The sequence below is a fragment of the Streptomyces bathyalis genome (assembly GCF_015910445.1).
Classification (GTDB): domain Bacteria; phylum Actinomycetota; class Actinomycetes; order Streptomycetales; family Streptomycetaceae; genus Streptomyces; species Streptomyces bathyalis.
In genome coordinates, this window is record NZ_CP048882.1 from 6,276,763 (window position 1) to 6,294,361 (window position 17,599).

At 71.2% G+C, this 17,599-nt stretch carries 18 protein-coding genes; 6 read left to right on the plus strand and 12 right to left on the minus strand.

Annotated elements, in window-relative coordinates:
- Positions 1-73: 73 nt before the first annotated feature.
- The 4 genes from G4Z16_RS27160 to G4Z16_RS27175 form a co-directional block, all read right to left on the minus strand.
- Positions 74-838 (minus strand): crotonase/enoyl-CoA hydratase family protein, encoded by a 765-nt coding sequence (locus G4Z16_RS27160; RefSeq protein ID WP_197353254.1) that lies wholly within the window; start codon positions 836-838, stop codon positions 74-76.
- Between the two features lie 248 nt (positions 839-1,086).
- Positions 1,087-2,484, minus strand: a complete 1,398-nt coding sequence (locus tag G4Z16_RS27165; protein WP_197353255.1) for an NADP-dependent succinic semialdehyde dehydrogenase — start codon at positions 2,482-2,484, stop codon at positions 1,087-1,089.
- Between the two features lie 194 nt (positions 2,485-2,678).
- Positions 2,679-3,812, minus strand: coding sequence for a TerD family protein (locus G4Z16_RS27170; protein WP_246531381.1), 1,134 nt, complete (start codon positions 3,810-3,812; stop codon positions 2,679-2,681).
- Positions 3,697-4,962, minus strand: a complete 1,266-nt coding sequence (locus tag G4Z16_RS27175; RefSeq protein ID WP_246531095.1) for a DMT family transporter — start codon at positions 4,960-4,962, stop codon at positions 3,697-3,699. The genes G4Z16_RS27170 and G4Z16_RS27175 overlap by 116 nt, the downstream gene beginning before the upstream one ends.
- A 128-nt stretch (positions 4,963-5,090) precedes the next feature.
- Here G4Z16_RS27175 and G4Z16_RS27180 point away from each other — a divergent pair, with 128 nt between their 5' ends.
- Positions 5,091-5,702 carry a TetR/AcrR family transcriptional regulator gene (locus G4Z16_RS27180; RefSeq protein WP_197353257.1) on the plus strand — a complete coding sequence of 204 codons (612 nt, stop codon included), beginning with the start codon at positions 5,091-5,093 and terminating at the stop codon, positions 5,700-5,702.
- A 100-nt stretch (positions 5,703-5,802) separates the two neighbouring features.
- Positions 5,803-6,684, plus strand: a complete 882-nt coding sequence (locus G4Z16_RS27185; RefSeq protein ID WP_197353258.1) for a polysaccharide deacetylase family protein — start codon at positions 5,803-5,805, stop codon at positions 6,682-6,684.
- A 66-nt stretch (positions 6,685-6,750) separates the two neighbouring features.
- Here G4Z16_RS27185 and G4Z16_RS27190 read toward each other — a convergent pair whose 3' ends face one another.
- Both G4Z16_RS27190 and G4Z16_RS27195 read right to left on the minus strand, forming a co-directional pair.
- The gene (locus G4Z16_RS27190) at positions 6,751-7,080 is read right to left on the minus strand and encodes a GlsB/YeaQ/YmgE family stress response membrane protein (protein WP_197353259.1); all 330 of its coding nucleotides are present in this window, start codon (positions 7,078-7,080) and stop codon (positions 6,751-6,753) included.
- A 66-nt stretch (positions 7,081-7,146) separates the two neighbouring features.
- On the minus strand, positions 7,147-7,956 hold the full coding sequence (locus G4Z16_RS27195; RefSeq protein ID WP_197353260.1) for an NAD-dependent epimerase/dehydratase family protein: 810 nt from the start codon (positions 7,954-7,956) through the stop codon (positions 7,147-7,149).
- Positions 7,957-8,232: 276 nt separating this feature from the next.
- Between G4Z16_RS27195 and G4Z16_RS27200 the strand changes: the two genes are divergently transcribed.
- The 3 genes from G4Z16_RS27200 to G4Z16_RS27210 all read left to right on the plus strand — a co-directional run bounded on the left by G4Z16_RS27200 (position 8,233) and on the right by G4Z16_RS27210 (position 11,294).
- Positions 8,233-9,282, plus strand: a complete 1,050-nt coding sequence (locus G4Z16_RS27200) for a 5-dehydro-4-deoxyglucarate dehydratase (RefSeq protein WP_197353261.1) — start codon at positions 8,233-8,235, stop codon at positions 9,280-9,282.
- Positions 9,282-10,601, plus strand: a complete 1,320-nt coding sequence (locus tag G4Z16_RS27205) for a hypothetical protein (protein ID WP_197353262.1) — start codon at positions 9,282-9,284, stop codon at positions 10,599-10,601. The genes G4Z16_RS27200 and G4Z16_RS27205 overlap by 1 nt, the downstream gene beginning before the upstream one ends.
- Positions 10,602-10,715: 114 nt before the next feature.
- Entirely contained in the window at positions 10,716-11,294 is a 579-nt protein-coding gene (locus G4Z16_RS27210; RefSeq protein WP_197353263.1) for a carboxymuconolactone decarboxylase family protein, read from the plus strand.
- Positions 11,295-11,477: 183 nt separating this feature from the next.
- On the opposite strand, the gene G4Z16_RS27215 is transcribed toward G4Z16_RS27210, so the two are convergent.
- The 3 genes from G4Z16_RS27215 to G4Z16_RS27225 form a co-directional block, all read right to left on the minus strand.
- Positions 11,478-11,921, minus strand: a complete 444-nt coding sequence (locus tag G4Z16_RS27215; protein ID WP_197353264.1) for an HIT family protein — start codon at positions 11,919-11,921, stop codon at positions 11,478-11,480.
- Positions 11,922-11,986: 65 nt separating this feature from the next.
- Positions 11,987-12,346 (minus strand): DUF952 domain-containing protein, encoded by a 360-nt coding sequence (locus G4Z16_RS27220; RefSeq protein WP_197353265.1) that lies wholly within the window; start codon positions 12,344-12,346, stop codon positions 11,987-11,989.
- A 320-nt stretch (positions 12,347-12,666) separates the two neighbouring features.
- Positions 12,667-13,437 (minus strand): IclR family transcriptional regulator, encoded by a 771-nt coding sequence (locus G4Z16_RS27225; RefSeq protein WP_028435560.1) that lies wholly within the window; start codon positions 13,435-13,437, stop codon positions 12,667-12,669.
- A 120-nt stretch (positions 13,438-13,557) separates the two neighbouring features.
- Here G4Z16_RS27225 and G4Z16_RS27230 point away from each other — a divergent pair, with 120 nt between their 5' ends.
- Entirely contained in the window at positions 13,558-15,090 is a 1,533-nt protein-coding gene (locus G4Z16_RS27230) for an aldehyde dehydrogenase (NADP(+)) (RefSeq protein ID WP_197353266.1), read from the plus strand.
- A 102-nt stretch (positions 15,091-15,192) separates the two neighbouring features.
- Here G4Z16_RS27230 and G4Z16_RS27235 read toward each other — a convergent pair whose 3' ends face one another.
- The 3 genes from G4Z16_RS27235 to G4Z16_RS27245 form a co-directional block, all read right to left on the minus strand.
- Positions 15,193-16,041 carry an urea carboxylase-associated family protein gene (locus tag G4Z16_RS27235; protein WP_197353267.1) on the minus strand — a complete coding sequence of 283 codons (849 nt, stop codon included), beginning with the start codon at positions 16,039-16,041 and terminating at the stop codon, positions 15,193-15,195.
- Between the two features lie 136 nt (positions 16,042-16,177).
- Entirely contained in the window at positions 16,178-17,077 is a 900-nt protein-coding gene (thpD, locus tag G4Z16_RS27240) for an ectoine hydroxylase (protein WP_197353268.1), read from the minus strand.
- Between the two features lie 106 nt (positions 17,078-17,183).
- Positions 17,184-17,585, minus strand: coding sequence for an ectoine synthase (locus tag G4Z16_RS27245; protein WP_197353269.1), 402 nt, complete (start codon positions 17,583-17,585; stop codon positions 17,184-17,186).
- Between the last annotated feature and the right edge of the window lie 14 nt (positions 17,586-17,599).

The following is a 17,599-nucleotide window of genomic DNA, read 5'->3' on the forward strand; positions in this document are numbered from 1 at the left end:
GTTGATCGCGAGAGGCGGTACCTTCCGCCGCATCCTGGCCGTTTGGGGCGTGCGCTGCCGGGCGCCAGGAGCGTCAGATCGAATCGAAGTCGCCGTGGCGGCCCGCGCCCGCCGCGAAACGGGCCGCTCCCTCGGCTGCTTCCGCCAACGCGGCCTGCCCGTACCGGAGTTCGCGGGTCATCGCCTCCCCTTCAGGGAGGCCTTCCTGCTCGTGCACGGAGGCGAGGTCGCCGCGAAGGCAGGTCTGAGGGAAGCGGGCCAGCTGGGCGGCGAGTTCCTCGGCCGCCGCTCGCGACTGCCCTTGCGGTACGAGCCGGTTGGCGAGACCCATCTCGTACGCCTCGGCGGCCGGCACCGGACGGCCGGTGAGGATGAGGTCGAGGGCGCGGCTCGTGCCGATCAGTCGGGGGAGGCGCACCGTGCCCCCGTCGATCAGGGGAACGCCCCAGCGCCGGCAGAAGACGCCGAAGACGGCGTCCTCCTCGGCCACCCGCAGATCGCACCACAGGGCGAGTTCGAGCCCTCCGGCGACCGCGTGGCCGCTGACCGCGGCGATGACCGGCTTGGACAGCCGCATCCGGGTCGGGCCCATCGGGCCGTCGCCGTCCGGCGCGACGCGGTTGGCGCGGCCGGTGCCGATGGCCTTCAGGTCGGCACCGGCGCAGAACGTGCCGCCCTCGCCCCACAGCACCGCCACCAGGGCGTCCGGGTCGGCCTCGAAGGCGCGGAAGGCGTCGGCGAGTTGGGAGGCCGTGGCACCGTCGACGGCGTTGCGCGCGGCGGGACGGGAGAGGACGACGGTGGTGACCGGCCCCTGCCTCTCGGTACGAACGGCCATGCGGGCTGGACCTCCGGTGGGGACGGACAGGTGCGGGCTCCGGCGGAGCCGTGCCGACCCTACCGGCGGCGTGGGGGCCGGAAGGTGCCCGGCGGCAGAGGCCGGGCGGGCGGGCCCGCGCCGCGGTGTGCGCCGCGTGTGGCCCGTCCGCCCGGTCCCCGCAGGACCCGGTCGGCCGCAGGCCCGGCCTGCTCCTCACAGACCGGGACGTGGCGGTGGTCGCTCCTGCCGTCCCGTTTCCTCCGGCGTCACTCCTCGGGCCCGAACCACACCGTGGTCGCGTTGCAGAACTCGCGGATGCCGTGCCCGGCGAGTTCTCGCCCGTACCCGGAGCGCTTGACGCCGCCGAAGGGCAGACCCGGGTGCGAGGCCGTCATGCCGTTGAAGAAGACGCCGCCCGCCTGCAGGTCGCGGGTGAGCCGCTCCTGCTCGGCGGAGTCCCGCGTCCATGCGTTGGAACTGAGCCCGAACGACGTGTCGTTGGCGAGTTCGACCGCCTCGTCCAGACCGTCCACGCGGTACACGGTCGCGACCGGACCGAAGGCCTCCTCGCGGTGGATCCTCATCTCCTCGGTGATTCCGGTGAGCACGGTCGGCTCGTAGAACCAGCCGTCCGGGAGGTGCAGCGGACGTCCTCCGCCGCACAGGGCCGTCGCACCGCGGTGCGTGGCGTCATCGACGAGCTCCTCCAGATCGGAGCGGCCCTGCGCGCTGGAGAGCGGCCCGATGTCGGTGTCCTCGGCCAGGGGGTCACCGACCTTCAGCGCCGACATGCGTTCGACGAACCGGGCCATGAAGGTCTCGTAGATGTCCGTGTGCACGATGAAGCGCTTGGCGGCGATGCAGGACTGCCCGGCGTTCTGCACGCGGGCCGTGACGGCGGTGCGTACGGCCTTGTCCAGGTCCGCCGAGGGCAGCACCACGTAGGGGTCGCTGCCGCCGAGCTCCAGCACCGTCTTCTTGATCTCGTCGCCCGCGATCGAGGCGACCGAACGCCCGGCGGGTTCGCTTCCCGTGAGGGTCGCGGCCACGATCCGCTCGTCGCGGAGCAGCCCCGCGACCGCGCCCGAGCCGACGAGGAGGGTCTGGAAGGCGCCCTCGGGGAATCCGGCGCGGCGGAAGAGTTCCTCGATGTACAGGGCGGTCTGCGGAACGTTCGACGCGTGCTTCAGAAGTCCGGTGTTGCCGGCCATGAGGGCGGGCGCCGCGAAGCGCACCACCTGCCACAGCGGGAAGTTCCAGGGCATGACCGCGAGGACCGTGCCCAGCGGCCGGTAGCGCACGAACGCGCGGGCCGCGCCCGAGTCCTTCACGTCCGCGGGAGCCGGATGCTCGTCGGCGAGCTGCGCCTCGGCGTGCTCGGCGTACCAGCGCATCGCCTTGACGCACTTGGCCGCCTCGGCCCGGGCGGCGGCGAGCGGCTTGCCCATCTCGGTCGTCATCGTGCGGGCGATGGCGTCCTGGTCCGCCTCCAGCAGGTCTGCCGCCCGGTGCATCAGCGCGGCCCGCTCCGCGAAGGGTGTGAGGCGGTATTCGCGGAAGGCGCGGTCCGCCCTGGAGACCCGCTCCTCGATCGCGCCGGCGTCGAGCGGTTCGAATGTCTTCAGGGTCTCGCCCGTGGCCGGATTCACCGTGGCGATGGCCATGTGAGCGCCTCCTTCGGCTGCTTCGGTGCCTGTGCACGAGCGCGTACGGAGGGCGGTCCGGCCCCAGCCCCGTCAGGGCCGGTGTCCGGGCGCCGGCCGGGGCGGGGCACGGACGGCCGACCGGGATCCCGCGGGGCGAGCGCGCACTCGTGCGTCCCTCTTCTCGCGGTACCCCGGATCGGCGCCGGTAAGGCTCAGAGCGCGGCGGCAGCCGGCTTGACCATGCCGCGGACCGTGCGGGAGTCGACGTACTCGCCGAGCGCCGTCATGTCCCACTCGCCCGAGAACTGCCGTACGAGCTTGCACATCAGCACGCCGGTGCGCGGCTCGGCGTTGCTGAGGTCGAAGCGGACCAGCTCCTGGCCGGAGGCGGCGTCGACGAGGCGGCAGTAGGCCTTGGCCACCTCTGTGAACTTCTGCCCCGAGAAGGAGTTGACCGTGAAGACCAGGCCGGTGACCTGCGGCGGCAGATCCCCGAGATGGACGGTGATGGATTCGTCGTCGCCGCCGCCCTCTCCCGTGAGGTTGTCGCCGGAGTGCTGCACGACTCCGTTGAGGATTGCGAGCTTGCCGAAGTAACAGGCGTCGAGCTTCTTGCGGTTGGCGTCGTAGGCGATCACGGAGGCGTCCAGGTCGATCTCCTTGGCCCGGCGCCCCGCGCGGAAGACGGGCTCCCAGCCGAGGCCCATGCGGACGCTGCTGAGCATGGGACGGCCGCCCTTGGTGAGCGAGACCGTCTGGTTCTTCTGGAGGCTGACCTTGCCCTTGTCGAGGTTGATCTTGCCCGCGCCGGCCGCCGGGGCGGCGGGTGCCGCGGGAGTGGGCGGGGGAGCCTGGACCGCCTGCGGGGCAGCGGGGGGCGGAGGCGCCTGGGGGGTGGGCGCGGGTGCCGGGGTGGCGACCGGCGCGGCGGGCTCCTCGACGTTGACACCGAAGTCGGTCGCGATGCCGCCCAGCCCGTTGGCGTAGCCCTGGCCGACCGCGCGCACCTTCCAGTCGTTGCCGCGGCGGTAGACCTCGACCACGACGAGCGCCGTCTCGTTGCCGAGCGACGGTGGGGTGAACGTGGCGATCACTTCCCGCGTGGAGGCGTCCCGGACGGTGGCGGTCGGCTCCATGCCCGCGAAGGACGCGCCGGGAGCGTCGGGGCTCGCTGTGACCACGACCTTCTGCACATCGGCCGGCACCTTGGCGGTGTCGACGGTGATGGTGTCAGCCGCTCCGCTGCTGTGTGTCACGCCGGGGGCGGTCGGCTGGTTGTAGAAGACGAAGTCGTCGTCGGAGCGGACCTTTCCGTTCTCGCCGAGGAGCAGTCCTGAGACGTCCAGGCGGGACGGTGCGGTCACCTCCACCGCCACCTGGGCCGTGCTGAGCGGGAGGTTCGAGCCGGGAGTCATTGCCGTCATGCCGGTCGTAACGAGCGGCCGTGCTTTGCAGTTCCTTTGCCGGACGTCGCTCTGACTCCGGCGCCGCGGACGCCGGCTCCCGCGAACTCGGCCGGCCGAGCGTGTTCCGCGCGGAGCCGGACCGTCGCGGAGCGGGCGAGCGCACTGCAACGACAACCCCGGCCAGCGCAACGGCCATCCCCGCGACCGCGAAACCGCCCGGTGCCTCGCCGAACATCGCGTAGGCCCACACGACCGTCGTTGCGGGCGTGAGGTAGATCAGCGCACTCGTACGGGTGACGCCGCTGTGCCGCAGGCTCAGCCAGTAGAAGCCGTAGCCGCCGAGCGTGGAGAACACCACCACCCAGGCCACGGCCAGCCAGAACGCCGAGGTCAGCGGCGGAACCAGGTGCCCCTCGCCGGCGAGAGCGGCGAGCCCCGTGAAGACCGCCGCGCTCACCGCGCAGTGGATCGGAAGCGCGTCGGCGGCACCGACCGGGTGGCGCGTGCGGCGTTCCAGGAAGCTCGCGGCCAGCAGGCCGGCCATCCCCGCGAACGGGAGCAGATAGGCGGGGCCCGGCGCGGCGGAGGGCGAGCCGAGATCGTCCCGTACGACGGCGGCGACCCCCGCGAGGCCGAGCACGAGCCCCGCCCACTGGCGGCCGGTGACCGTCTCCCCGAGCAGCCGGCCCGCGAGTGCCCCGGCGGCGAGCGGCTGGAGGGCGGCGATGAGCGCGGACGTTCCGGCGGGCACGCCCAGGCCCACCGCCCAGACGATCGCGCCGAGGTACACACCCTGGGAGAGCAGGCCGATCAAGGACTGCTCCGCCAGCGCGCGCAGCGGGAGCCGGCCGCCGCCCCCTGTTCCGTCCGGTCCCTCGGATCCGTTCCGCTCAGCCCCTTGCCCGCCGCTCCGCCGGCGGCGCAGCACGGGCGCGGCGATGGCGAGCAGCGCTGCGGCGGCGAGGAACCGCCACATCAGCAGGGTGTCGGCCGGTGCCTCCCGCGTGCCGAGTTCCGCGCCTATGAATCCCGAACTCCACATCACGACGAGCCCCGTCGCGACGAGGTGCGTGCGCATGGTCGTCGGCATGGATTCGCTCCCTGCTCCCTCGGTGCCGTGGCCTTCACGATCAAGCGAAGTAAACCGATCTGTTTACCTCTCCGGGTATAGAGTGAACTAGACCGATCGGTTTACCGCAAGAGGAGGAGGCGGGAGCGATGACGGAGGCGACGCGGGTGCGGACCGGTCTCACGCCCGGCGCCCGGAAGATCCTTCAGGCGGCGGCGCGGCTGTTCTACTCGCGCGGCATCACGGCCGTCGGGGTCGATCTGATCGCCAAGGAGGCCGGTGTCACCAAGAAGACGCTCTACGACCGCTTCGGCTCCAAGGAGGCCCTCGTCGAGGCGTATCTGCGGGAGCGCGACGAGCGGTGGCGGGGCTGGCTCGCCGGGCGGGTCGCCGCGAAGGCCGAGGCGAGTGCGTCCGAGCGGATCCTCGTCACTTTCGACGCCCTGGAGGAGTGGATGCGGCGCGAGAACCCGCGCGGCTGCGGCTTCGTCAACGCGGCGGCCGAGCTGCCCGATCCGCAGCACCCGGGCCGCGCGGTGATCAGCGAGCAGAAGCGCTGGTTGTGCGCCTACCTGCGGGAGTTGGCGGTGGAGGCCGGTGCCCGGAAGCCGGACCGGCTCGCCGAGGAGCTGATCCTGCTGCACGAGGGCGCGACGGTCCTGAACGGGCTGCACGTCGTGGCGGAGCCCGTGGCCCGCGCCCGCTCGATGGCCCGCGCGGCGCTGAAGCGGGAGGGGTGCGCCCCGGCGCCGGCCCATTAGCAGACGGGGCTGGGCCGCAGGTGGAGGCCGTGTGGGGCATACGAGTGGTGTCACTGTCCGGATAGGTGTGACTACTCCGTGGCGTGGCAGTACGTCCCGCATGACTTCTGAAGCACGCACGAGAAGGAAGAGCAGACGTGTCTTCCTCGGCGGGATGCTCATAGCCGGTGCCTGTGTCGCGAACCGCGCCCAGGCCGCAGCGGGAGGATCCGGTTCCTCCGGGGCCTCCGGCGCCGATGCGAAGGGCGCCGCCCCGCACCCGCTCCGCCAGCAGCGGGCCGTGACGCAGCCGCAGTCCTACCGGCTGCGGCCGGAGGCGGGGCAGGTCCACCCCCAAGCCCGGGGAAGCACCTCCGTCGCCTACAGGCTGGACTCCGAGGAACGCGAGATAGCCCTCACCTTCGACGACGGCCCCGATCCCGAGTACACGCCGCAGGTGCTGGAGGTGCTGCGACGCTGGGGCGTGCAGGCCACCTTCTGTGTCATAGGCAGGGAGGCGGCGGCCAGCACCTGGCTGCTGAACGCCATAGCCGACGGCGGCCACCTGATAGCGAACCACTCCTGGAGCCACCCGCAGCTGACGCGGATGCGCCCCACCGAGATACACGAACAACTCGCCCGTACCTGCGACGTCATCGACGAGGCGGTCGGTACGGCACCCGCGCTGGCGCGCGCCCCCTTCGGCGCCTGGAACCGCCGGGCCCTCGGGATATCGGCCTCACTCGGTATGAGCCCGCTCGGCTGGTCGGTCGACACGTGCGACTGGGAGGAACCAGGCACGCGGAAGATCACCTCGACCGTCATGAAGTCCGTACGGCCCGGGTCGATCGTGCTCCTGCACGACGGCGGCGGGAACCGCTCGCAGACCGTCGCCTCGCTGCGCGACTGTCTTCCCCGGCTCCTCGACTCCGGCTACATACCCGTACTGCCCCCCAGGACGAATGTGTTCGAGGACCGTACGGGGAAGGGCTGGGGCGTCTGAATGCCAGGCACGTGACCCGGCGGCAGCCGGACGCGGGGCGGCATCCCACGGCGCGCCCCGCGTTCCTCAGCGCCGGCGTTCCCGGGAGTGGCCGAAGAAGATCCGGTACCCGATCAGGAGGACCAGGGATCCGGCGATGGCCGAGAGCCACAGCGCCGGATCCACGAAGTCGTGGTCGACCGAGCGGTCGAGGAACGTGGAGGAGAGCCAGCCGCCGATGAACGCACCGGCGATGCCGATGAAGATGGTGCCGAGCAGGCCACCCGGATCACGTCCGGGGAGGATGACCTTGGCGATGGTGCCCGCGATCAGACCGAGGATCAGCCAGCTGAGCAGCCCCGAGTCCACGAGTCCCGAGAGCGCGGATTCGGGATCGGTGTCTGCGATGAAGTTCATGTGGGCCCTCCCCGTGAGCGACCTTGCGTGATCGGTTCGCGTCCATCATGCCCTCAGACTTCCGCGTCAGTGCGGCCAGATGGGCGGCTGCGTGCAGAAGTGCCCTCCGAGACGGGCGTGTTCGGGGTGCTCCCGGTCCGGTTGTCCCTGCTTTGCGATGAGTTCGGCCGCGTACGGCTCGGAGTCGTCCTGCGGCTTGTACCCGAGCGCCCGGGCACTCGAAAGGTCCCACCACAGGCGGGTGTTGGCGGACGAGCCGTAGACGACGGTGTGGCCGACGTCCTTCGCCGTCAGCGCGGCATGGAAGAGACGGGCCCCGTCGGCAGGGCTGAGCCACAGCGAGAGCATCCGCACGGAGGTCGGTTCGGGGAAGCAGGACCCGATGCGCACGGAGACGGTCTCGATGGAGTGCAGGTCCCAGTAGAGCTGCGCGAGGTCCTCCCCGAAGGACTTGGAGAGCCCGTAATAGGTGTCGGGACGGTGCGGGGTGTCCACCGGGATGAGGGGGCCGCCGTCGGCCGGACGCGGGGTGAATCCGACGGCGTGGTTGGAGGAGGCGAAGACGACGCGGGAGACGCCCTCCTCGCGTGCGGCCTCGTAGAGCCGGTACGTGCCCTCGATGTTGGAGTGGAGGATCTTCTCGAACGGCGCCTCCAGTGAGATTCCCGCGAGGTGCACGATCGCGTCGATACCGCGCACGGCTTCGCGCAGTGCGGCCGCGTCGGTGAGGTCGGCGGTGACGGCGTCGGGCTCACCCTCGACGGGACGCAGATCGAACAGGCGCAGCCGGTATCCGTACCGGGGGAGCAGTCCGCGCATCAGGGTGCCGAGGCCGCCTGCGGCGCCGGTGAGCAGGACGGTGCGGGGGGCGGGCATCGGCAGATCTCCGTCCATAGACGTGATTCATATATGGGGACAAGCTATGGATGGGGTGGCGGGGCCGTCAAGGATCGGGTGGCCGGTCCTCGTGGTCTCCGAATGTCGCTGCTTCGCATTGTCTCCGGTGATCGCCGTGCTTGACCGGGGCGCGCGGGCTGACCTACGGTTCTTGAGTTCAGAGATATAGACGCAGATCAGAAACGTGTACTGAGGCCGGATTGCGGCAGCACGCTGCCCGTCCGGCCTCCGTACCGCCCTGAGCAGGAGCGCGCAATGACCACACCCTCCTCGTCCTCGGCCTCCTCCTCATCGGGAGCCTCCGCGCGTGAGCCCGGCTCGCTGGCCGCGCGACTCGACGGGCTGCTCTTCTTCCCGGTCACCGCCTACGGGCGGGACGGCGCGCTCGACTTGGACGCGTTCCGCTCGCACGTGCGCGGGGGCCTGGACGCTGGCGCGGGCGCCGTGTTCGCCTGCTGCGGCACCGGCGAGTTCCACGCGCTGACTCCGCAGGAGTTCCGCGAGTGCGTCGCGGTCGCCGTCGAAGAGGCGCGCGGCGAGGTGCCGGTCGTCGCCGGCGCGGGCTACGGCACGGCGCTCGCCTGCCAGTTCGCGTCGCTGGCCGAGGAGGCCGGGGCGGACGGTCTGCTGGCGATGCCGCCCTACCTCGTCGTTCCCTCGCAGGAGGGCCTGCTGAAGCACTACACGGCGCTGGCATCCGCCACCGGTCTGGACGTCATCGTCTACCAGCGCGACAACGCCGTGTTCACCCCGTCCACCGTCGCGCAGCTCGCGCGCACCCCCGGCATCATCGGGCTCAAGGACGGCCATGGCGACCTGGACCTGCTGCAGCGCATCATCAGCACGGTCCGCAGCGAGGTGCCGGCCGAAGTCGCCGGCAGGTTCCGCTACTTCAACGGACTGCCCACCGCCGAGCAGACGGGCCTCGCCTACCGGAGCCTCGGGGTGACCCTCTACTCGTCGGCGGTCTTCTGCTTCGCCCCCGAGATCGCCCTCGACTTCCACCGTGCCCTCACGACCGGCGACGACTCCCGCGTGAACCGTCTGCTCGACGACTTCTTCCGTCCCCTCGTCGAGCTGCGTGACCGCGGCCGCGGCTACGCCGTCTCGCTGGTGAAGGCAGGCGTGAGGCTGCGCGGCCTGGACGTGGGCCAGGTGCGCCCGCCGCTTTCGGAACCATCCGCGGCTCATGTCGACGAGCTGGCCGAACTGATCGAGCGCGGGCTCGCGTTGGTGTCCGGCGACAGCTCCGGCGGCGGTTCCGGCGGCGGGGCGCCGGCGCGCGAGGGCGACGGGCGCCGCTGATGCGGGCGGGCGCGTTCGTCTACCCCTGGGACGTCGTGGGCGACCCCGACGCGCCGCGGCGCCTCGCCGGCCTCGGCGTCCGCCAGGTCACCCTCGCCTCCGCCTACCACTCCGTGCGCGCGCTGACGCCGAGCCATCCGCGCCACCGGATCGTCACGGCACGGCACTCCGCGGTGCTCTATCCGCCCGCGCCGGACCGCTGGAGCGGCCGCCGGCTGCGCCCGTACGAGCAGGGCTGGGTGGACACCGGCGACCCGGGCGGCCCGTACGGGGAGGCGGCGCGTGTGCTGAGCGAGGCAGGGCTGGAGGTGCACTCCTGGGTCGTGATGGCCCACAACTCCCGCCTCGGCGAGGAGCACCGGGACATCACCGTCCGCAACGCCTACGGCGACCGCTACCCGTGGGCGCCCTGCATCGCCCGCCCGGAGGTGCGCGAATACGCGGTCACCCTGGCCGCCGAGGCCGCGGTGCGGCCCCACACCGCGGGTACGGAGCTGGAGTCGTGCGGCTGGTACGGGCTGGCGCATCTGCACGCGCACGACAAGACAGGGGGAGTCCGGCTGAGCGGCGCCGGCCAGTACCTGATGTCGCTGTGCTTCTGCGAGGTGTGCCGGGACGGATACGCAGCGCTCGGCGCCGATCCCGAAGAGCTGCGCTCGCGTGTGCGCGGCGCCCTGGAACACCTCTGGAGCGGCGCCGGACCGGAGGCGGCGTCTGCGGGGGCGGAGCAGGACCGGGAGGGGGAGCGGGACCGGGTGCGCGAGCTGCTCGGGCCGGACATGGCGGCGCTGTGCGCCTCGTGGCGCGACTCAGCCGCGCGGAGGCTGCGCAAGGAGGCCGTCGCCGCGGTACGGGAGGAGGCGGAGGCCGGCGCGCGGGCGGGAGCGGACTTCCGGGTGATGCTGCACGCCGATCCGGCCCCGCACCGCCTCGGCGCGAACGCGGGCATGGCCCCGGCGGACGCCGTGGAGGACGTCGACGGAGTGGTGGTTCCCTGCGCGGGCGGCTCCGCCGAACCGGCCGCCGCCGAACGCGCCGCTGCCGTCGGGCCGTTCGCCGCCGCCGGTGCCGCATGCAACAGCTCCACCGGTCCCGGCAACCGTGGCGGGCGGACCGCTCCGTTCACGGTCGCCGCGAACTTCACCGTGGTGTCCGGCATGGGCGGCTCCCCGAACGGTCTCGCCGCCGACGCCGCGCACGCCCGCGGCCTGGGGGCCGACGAGCTGCGGCTCTACCACGCCGGCCTGGCTCCGGATTCCGACCTCGCCGTCGTGAAGGAGGCGCTGCGCGCACTCCGTGAGGGCCACCCGCCCGGGTGACCCACCGGCGCGTGTCACATCCGCACGCCCTGTCCCGTCGTAGAGGTGTCAGCCGGGCCGGAGCCACGGTCCGGGCACAGACACCGCGAACCAAGGGACGAAGGAGCGACAGCCATGGCACGCATCTCGCTCGATCCGCCGCGCGGCACCATGCTGCGCATCGCCGAGTGGTACTCGCGCCGCAAGTACGGAAAGATCATGGACCCGCTCAGGGCCACCGGACACAACCCGAAGGTGCTCGGCGCCGTCGCCCTGTACGAATCCCGCGTCGCAAAGTGGCGCGACCTCGACCCGGGGCTCAAGCACCTCGCCGAGATGGTCACCGCGTCCCGCATCGGCTGCTCCTGGTGCATGGACTTCGGGCACTGGCTGGCCGACGACCTGGGCATGCCGATGGAGAAGATCCGGTACGTGCCGGTCTGGCGTGAGCACCGCGAGCGCTTCAGCGAACTGGAGCTGCTGGTCATGGAGTTCGCCGAGGCGATGACGGAGACCGAGCCGACGGTGACCGACGCCATGACCGAGGCGCTGATCGGCAAGCTGGGGGAGAGGGCATTCATCGAGCTGACCGCGATGGTCGCGGTCGAGAACCACCGCTCGCGCATCAACGCCGCCCTCGGCCTCGTCGGCCAGGGATTCTCCGACCAGTGTGCGGTGCAGCCCGTTCAGAAGGGGGCAGCGGGAGCGGCGTGAGCCGCGGCCTCCTGACGGGCCGGCCCCACCGGGCCGGCCACGGCCCGTACGGCCGCGCCGCCGCACGGCGTGGAGGGGCGCCGGTGCGCCGCGGCCGTACGGGCTCGCTCGTCCGCGGATGCTGCGAACGCCCTTGAGACATCCGCTCTTCGGTGAAGCTGAGAACGACCGGCGTGATCTCGATCAGCTCTGACGAGAGGTGAGTGCCAAGAGGCCGCAGCGGACGGCGGCCGCGCTCTTGTCGAGCTCACCGCGCTCCCGCACCTGCCAGTTCGCGTCGATCCGGAAGCCGTCCCCCACGAAGCGGGGAACGACGTGCAGGTGCACGTGAAAGACCTCTTGGAAGGCGGCCTCGCCGTCGGCCAGGAAGAGGTTGACGCCATCACACCGAAGGGGAGAGCGGCGTAGCGCGCGAGCCAGTCGCTGGGCCACGGTCCACAGCCGGGCGCCGAGAGCCTCTTCGAGGTCTTCCAGGCCCACCGCGTGTGCCTTGGGGACGACAAGCAGATGACCAGGGGTGACGGGCCGCAGGTCCATGAAGGCGACCACCGAGTCGTCCTCGTGGACGGTACTGGCCTCGGCCTGGCCTCGCACAATGGCACAGAAGACGCATCCGCTGACGGCCACGGCTCTCTCCTTGCGACGGGGAACTGCCTCACGACATCAGAGCCTGAAGGCCGGGTGCGAGCCGATCAACCGGCCGGCTCCTCCGCGACGACCGCCGAGACAGGCAACGGCCCGTAGATGTGCGGGAATTCCTCGACCGTGCCTGCTCCGGCGTCCTTGTCGTCCGCACAGGGAACTCCCGGCTCGGGCGGCTCGTAGCGCACCGGGGCGGTGATGCGCTCGCTGTCGATGACGAGCACCACCAGCTCCGCAGGATCGCAGTCGCTGTACAACATCTTTGCGACCTGCGGCAGTTGATGCCGCAGCGAGCAGTGGATGAAGCCGACCTCTTCGAGGGTGCGGCCACGCGTGGACATCTCGTACGTGCCGGCCGCGCGTGCGGCCTCCCACGAGGAACGCTCCGTGATGTGCAGCAACTCAGCCATGAGGCAACGGTAGCCGTCGCAAGCTCTCACCGGGGTTCGCGGACAGGCCCCCGGGCCGGAGGCACTGCACATACGCGCCGCCCGCCCCGGCATCGCCATCCCGGAGCCGGAGCCGGAGCAGACTCCCTGCCCTGTGAGTTGCCCGGGTCAACGCCCGCCGGGGGTGACGAAGCCCGGCTCGTAGGCGGCGATCACGGCCGTCCCCATGGGCGGGTGAGGGCGAGAACGAGCACGACGACGAGGCGTCCACCACGATCGTCAGCGCCCTCCGCCGCGCGGCGCGGGCGTCCTCGTCCCGGGGCCCGCGCCGCGGCCCGGCTCTACAGCCTGCGGGTGGCGAGCGTCAGCCGGTCGCGGGCGTCGAAGAGCGCGTCCTTGATCATCTGCTCGTGCGCGGGCGTGAGCCTGGCCACCGGGACCGAGCAGCTGATGGCGTCCCGCGCGGGCGTCCGGTAGGGGATCGCGACGCCGAAGCAGCGCAGCCCGAGAGTGTTCTCCTCGCGGTCGACGGCGTAGCCCTGCTCGCGCACCAGGGCCAGCTCCTCGATCAGCGCCTCGCGGTCGGTGAGGGTGTTCCCGGTGAGCGAGGGAAGCGTCTCCGGCAGCATCTTGCGCACCTGCTCGTCGTCGTACGTCGCGAGCAGCGCCTTGCCCAGGGACGTCGAGTGCGCCGGCAGCCGCCGCCCGACGCGCGTGAACGGACGCAGATAGTGCTGCGACTGGCGGGTGGCGAGGTAGACGACGTTCGTGCCGTCCAGCCGCGCCATATGAATGGTCTCCGTGGTGTCGTCGGAGAGCCGGTCGAGGGTGGGCCGGGCCGCCGCCACCGCCTCGTCGCCGTCGATGTACGAGGTGCCGACCAGGAGGGCGCGAACGCCGATGCCGTAGCGTGTGCCGGTGGAGTCCGTCTCCACCCAGCCCAGATCGACGAGGGTGCGAAGCAGCATGTAGAGACTGGACTTGGGGTACCCCACCGCCTCTTGGACATCGGCGAGGGAGTGCATCCCGGGCCGACCCGCGAAGTACTCGAGCAGCTCCACAGTGCGCACGGCGGACTTGACCTGCGATGCACCCGTCTCGCCAGCTGACATCGTCCTTGACCCCTCTGTTGCGGCGCTCATAGGCTCCCCGGCAGGTTCACTGACAGGGATGGTGTTCAGCATATCGAACGCCGTCTCTGCGGAGACAAGTACGTGGCAGGAGGAACCGCTGTGGCAGCAGCACCAGTGTGGAGTGTCGATCCCCGGACCGGAAAGCAGCGTGAACAGGTCGGCACCGAGGCCACGGCCGGTGAGGTGGACGCGGCCGTCAGGGCCGCTCACGCCGCCAGGGAGCCGCTCGCCGACCGGACCGTGCGCGCCGCCCTGCTCCGGGCAGCCGCCGGACAGCTCGACGCGGCGAGCGAGGAGATCATCGTCACCGCGGACGCCGAGACCGCCCTGGGACGCCCGCGGCTGACCGGCGAGCTGGCCCGAACCCAGGCCCAACTGCGCGCCTTCGCCGACGAGATCGAGGACGGCGCGTACCTCGGCATCACCATCAACCACAAGGACGCCGACGCGACGCCGCCGTGCCCCGACCTGCGCCGCTACAAGATTCCGCTCGGTGTCGTGGCCGTCTACGCCGCGTCCAACTTCCCGCTGGCCTTCTCCGTGCCCGGCGGCGACACCGCGAGCGCACTCGCGGCGGGCTGCCCCGTCGTGGTCAAGGCGCACCCGGACCACCCGGCGACGTCCGAGCTGACGGGCGCCGCGCTGCGCCGCGCCGCCGCCGAAGTGGGCCTGCCGGAAGAGGTGTTGAGCGTCGTGCACGGCTTCGACGCCGGCGTGGAACTGGTCAAGCACCCGCTGGTCTCGGCCGTCGGCTTCACCGGCTCCGTACGGGGCGGGCGCGCCCTGTTCGACGCCGCCACCGCCCGGCCCACGCCCATTCCCTTCCACGGCGAACTCGGGTCCCTCAACCCTGTCGTCGTCACCGGCGCCGCCGCCGCCGAGCGCGCGGAGGAGATCGGTGAGGGGCTCGCCGGGTCGATGACGATGGGCACCGGCCAGTTCTGCACCAAGCCGGGCTTCGTGCTCGCACCCCAGGGCGAGGCAGGCGACCGCATGCTGGAGGCGCTGCGGGTCGCGGTGAGCAAGGCCGCGCAGGGACCGCTGCTGGACAGCAGGATGCGGGAGGCGTTCCTCGCGGGGGTCGGGGCACGCACGGAGCTGGAAGGAGTGGAGGCGCCCGTGCTCGCCGGTGCGGGTGACGACGAGCAGTCGGTCGGCGCCGGCTTCCTCACGGTCCCGGCGGAGAAGCTCGGACAGCCGCAGTACGAACTGCTCCTGGAGGAGTGCTTCGGCCCCGTCACCGTCGTGGCGCGCTACCAGGACGACGACGAGGTCGTCTCGGCTCTCTCGAGGCTGCCCGGCAACCTCACCGCCACGCTGCACCTCGGCGCCGCCGAAGCGGCGGGAGACGGCGGCCAGGGAGCGCGGCTGCTCGCCACGCTGACGCCGCTGGCCGGCCGCGTTCTCGTCAACGGCTGGCCCACCGGCGTCGCCGTCGCCCCCGCGCAGCACCACGGCGGGCCGTACCCGGCCACGACGTCGACCTCGACGTCCGTCGGCGCCACGGCCATCGAGCGCTGGCTGCGCCCCGTCGCTTACCAGGACGCGCCCGAGGCGCTGCTGCCGCCCGAGCTGCGTGATGCGAACCCACTGGGTCTGCCGCGCCGGGTGGATGGCCGCAGGGAGAACTGAACGGCAGCCGTGCGTCCCTGAGTCCGGCGGAGCGCCCTCAACTCCGAGGAGAACCAGCGGAGTTCAGGGCCCGGACTCAGGGGGGGGCGGCGGCTCAGGCGTTCAGGAGCGCCCCCCGGGGGCCAGGGGGAAGGCCATGCCGTGCATGCCGCGGTACGCGGCCGGCTCCGGTGGTGCCCAGTCCGTCAGCAGGGCGGGGTCGGCGCGGTGGACCTCCACGCCGACGGGATGGCAGAACTCCACGGGGTCCACGTCCGAACCGGGCCCCCACATCGGCACGGACAGATCGCCGCCCGGACATGTCGAGATCGCGCACAGCAGGTCGATCTCGGCGAAGAACTCGAAGTGGTCGCCGGGGCGCGCCGGGCAGTCCTTCATGAAGTACTGGTCGTCCTCGTTGAGCCCGGTGCACTGGAAGACGTTCAGCACGTCGTGCACGTCGAACTCGGTGAGCCCGTACGGCAGTACGGCCCGCACCAGGTTCGAGTGGCAGTGGAAGTCGAAGTCCTCGCCGGTCAGCATGCGGTTGACGTACGGGTCGCAGCGCGTGCCCAGCAGGTCGTGCACCCTGCCGCCCTCGGCGTCACGCCCGTAGGAGGCCAGCGTGTCCGCGGTGACGGTCAGCAGGGGACGCAGGAACGGCAGCGTGGACCACAGCCGGTCGTACACGCTCACGTGTGCGCGCTGCAACTGCCGTGTACGGGAGGCCCACAGGCGCTCGCGCGGATCGTGCCGGTTCCACACGTTCAGGTCCGCGACCTGGGGGCCGTCGACCGTCACCAGGCGGCACAGATGCCCTGCGGGCACCTCCCACGCGCGGCCTGAGCGTATGGGCACGGTGAAGCGTTCGACAGGTTCCCGGGGGCCGGCGGCGACCCTGTCGTAGAAGGCGCGGTCGACGTCGAGCGGGCCGCCCTCGTCGGACTGGTAGGCGGCGGCGGTGCTGGCCATGCGCGCGGACTCTCCCTCGGTCGGACTCCCGGACTGTGCAGGGAGATCGCAGCAGAAAGCGCCCGGACGGAAAAGGGGGGAGGCCGTCATGCGGTCTCCCCCCTCATCCACCGGGCTCAGTGCGCCGCGTAACGCGTCACCTCACCGGGGTGAAGTCGCGCGCTCCGATGAATTCGGGACGGCGGACCGGTGCCGCGAAGGGCTCCACGGCCTTGTTCTCCACGCTGTTGAAGACGATGAACACGTTGCTCCGCGGGTACGGAGTGATGTTGTCACCGCTCCCGTGCATGCAGTTGCAGTCGAACCAGGTCGCCGAGCCGGCCTCGCCCGTGAAGAGCTTGATGCCGTGCGCGTCGGCGAACTTGGCCAGTGATTCGTCGGACGGAGTGCCCGCGTCCTGCATCTGCAGCGACTGCTTGTAGTTGTCCTTCGGCGTCTCGCCCGCACAACCGAGGAAGGTCTTGTGTGACCCCGGCATGATCATCAGGCCGCCGTTGGTGTCGTAGTTCCGGGTCAGCGCGATCGAGACCGAGACGGTCCGCATCGCCGGAAGCCCGTCCTCCGCGTGCCAGGTCTCGAAGTCGGAGTGCCAGTAGAAGCCAGTGGCACCGAAGCCCGGCTTGACGTTGATCCTGGACTGGTGGACGTAGACGTCCGAGCCCAGGATCTGTCGCGCCCGGCCCACTACGCGCGGGTCCCGCACCAGGTCGGCGAAGACCTCGCTGATCTTGTGCACCTCGAACACGGTCCGGATCTCGTCCGACTGCGGCTCGATGATCGAGCGCTCGTCGGCACGGATCTCCGCATCCGTGGTGAGCCGTTCCAGTTCCCTGCTGTACATGTCGACCTCATCAGGGGTGATGAGCTGGTCGATCGCAAGGAACCCGTCCCGCTCGTATTCCGCCAGAACCGCGGCCTCGATGGGCCCCGGCGTACCCGGCTCCGACCACACGACGGGGTCCATCCGTGGGGTGGCCACCTCGGTGGCTCCGCGAGTCGGGTACAGGTCGGCGGTGCGCTCGGGTGCGGTGGTCATGGTGTTGCCTTCCTCTCCTCTCGTACGGCCCTGTTCGGTGGGCGAGCGGCCGTAGCCGCGGACGGCAGAAGCCGCCGTACTGGCCTGTGCAGGCCGAGCTCTCGGCTCAGTCGTCAGGCTCGGTGAGAAGCGGGTAGACGCCGTTCTCGTCGTGATCCTCCCGGCCCGTCACGGGCGGATTGAAGACACAAATGCACCGGAAGTCCGTAATGGGCCGCATTGTGTGCTTCTCGTGCCCGTCGAGCAGATACATGGTGCCGGGAGTGATCAGATGCTTCTCGCCGGTCTCATCGTTGGTGAGTTCGGACTCGCCCTCGACGCAGAGTACGGCTTCGATGTGGTTTGCGTACCACATCGATGTCTCCGTCCCCGCGTACAGCACGGTCTCGTGAAGGGAGAAGCCGGCACGCTCCTTCGCCAGCACGATCCGCTTGCTTTCCCAGGTACCGGATGCGGATTTGATGTGACGGTCGGTGTCCTCGATGTCCTTGAAAGAACGAACAATCACGTTGTGGCGTACCT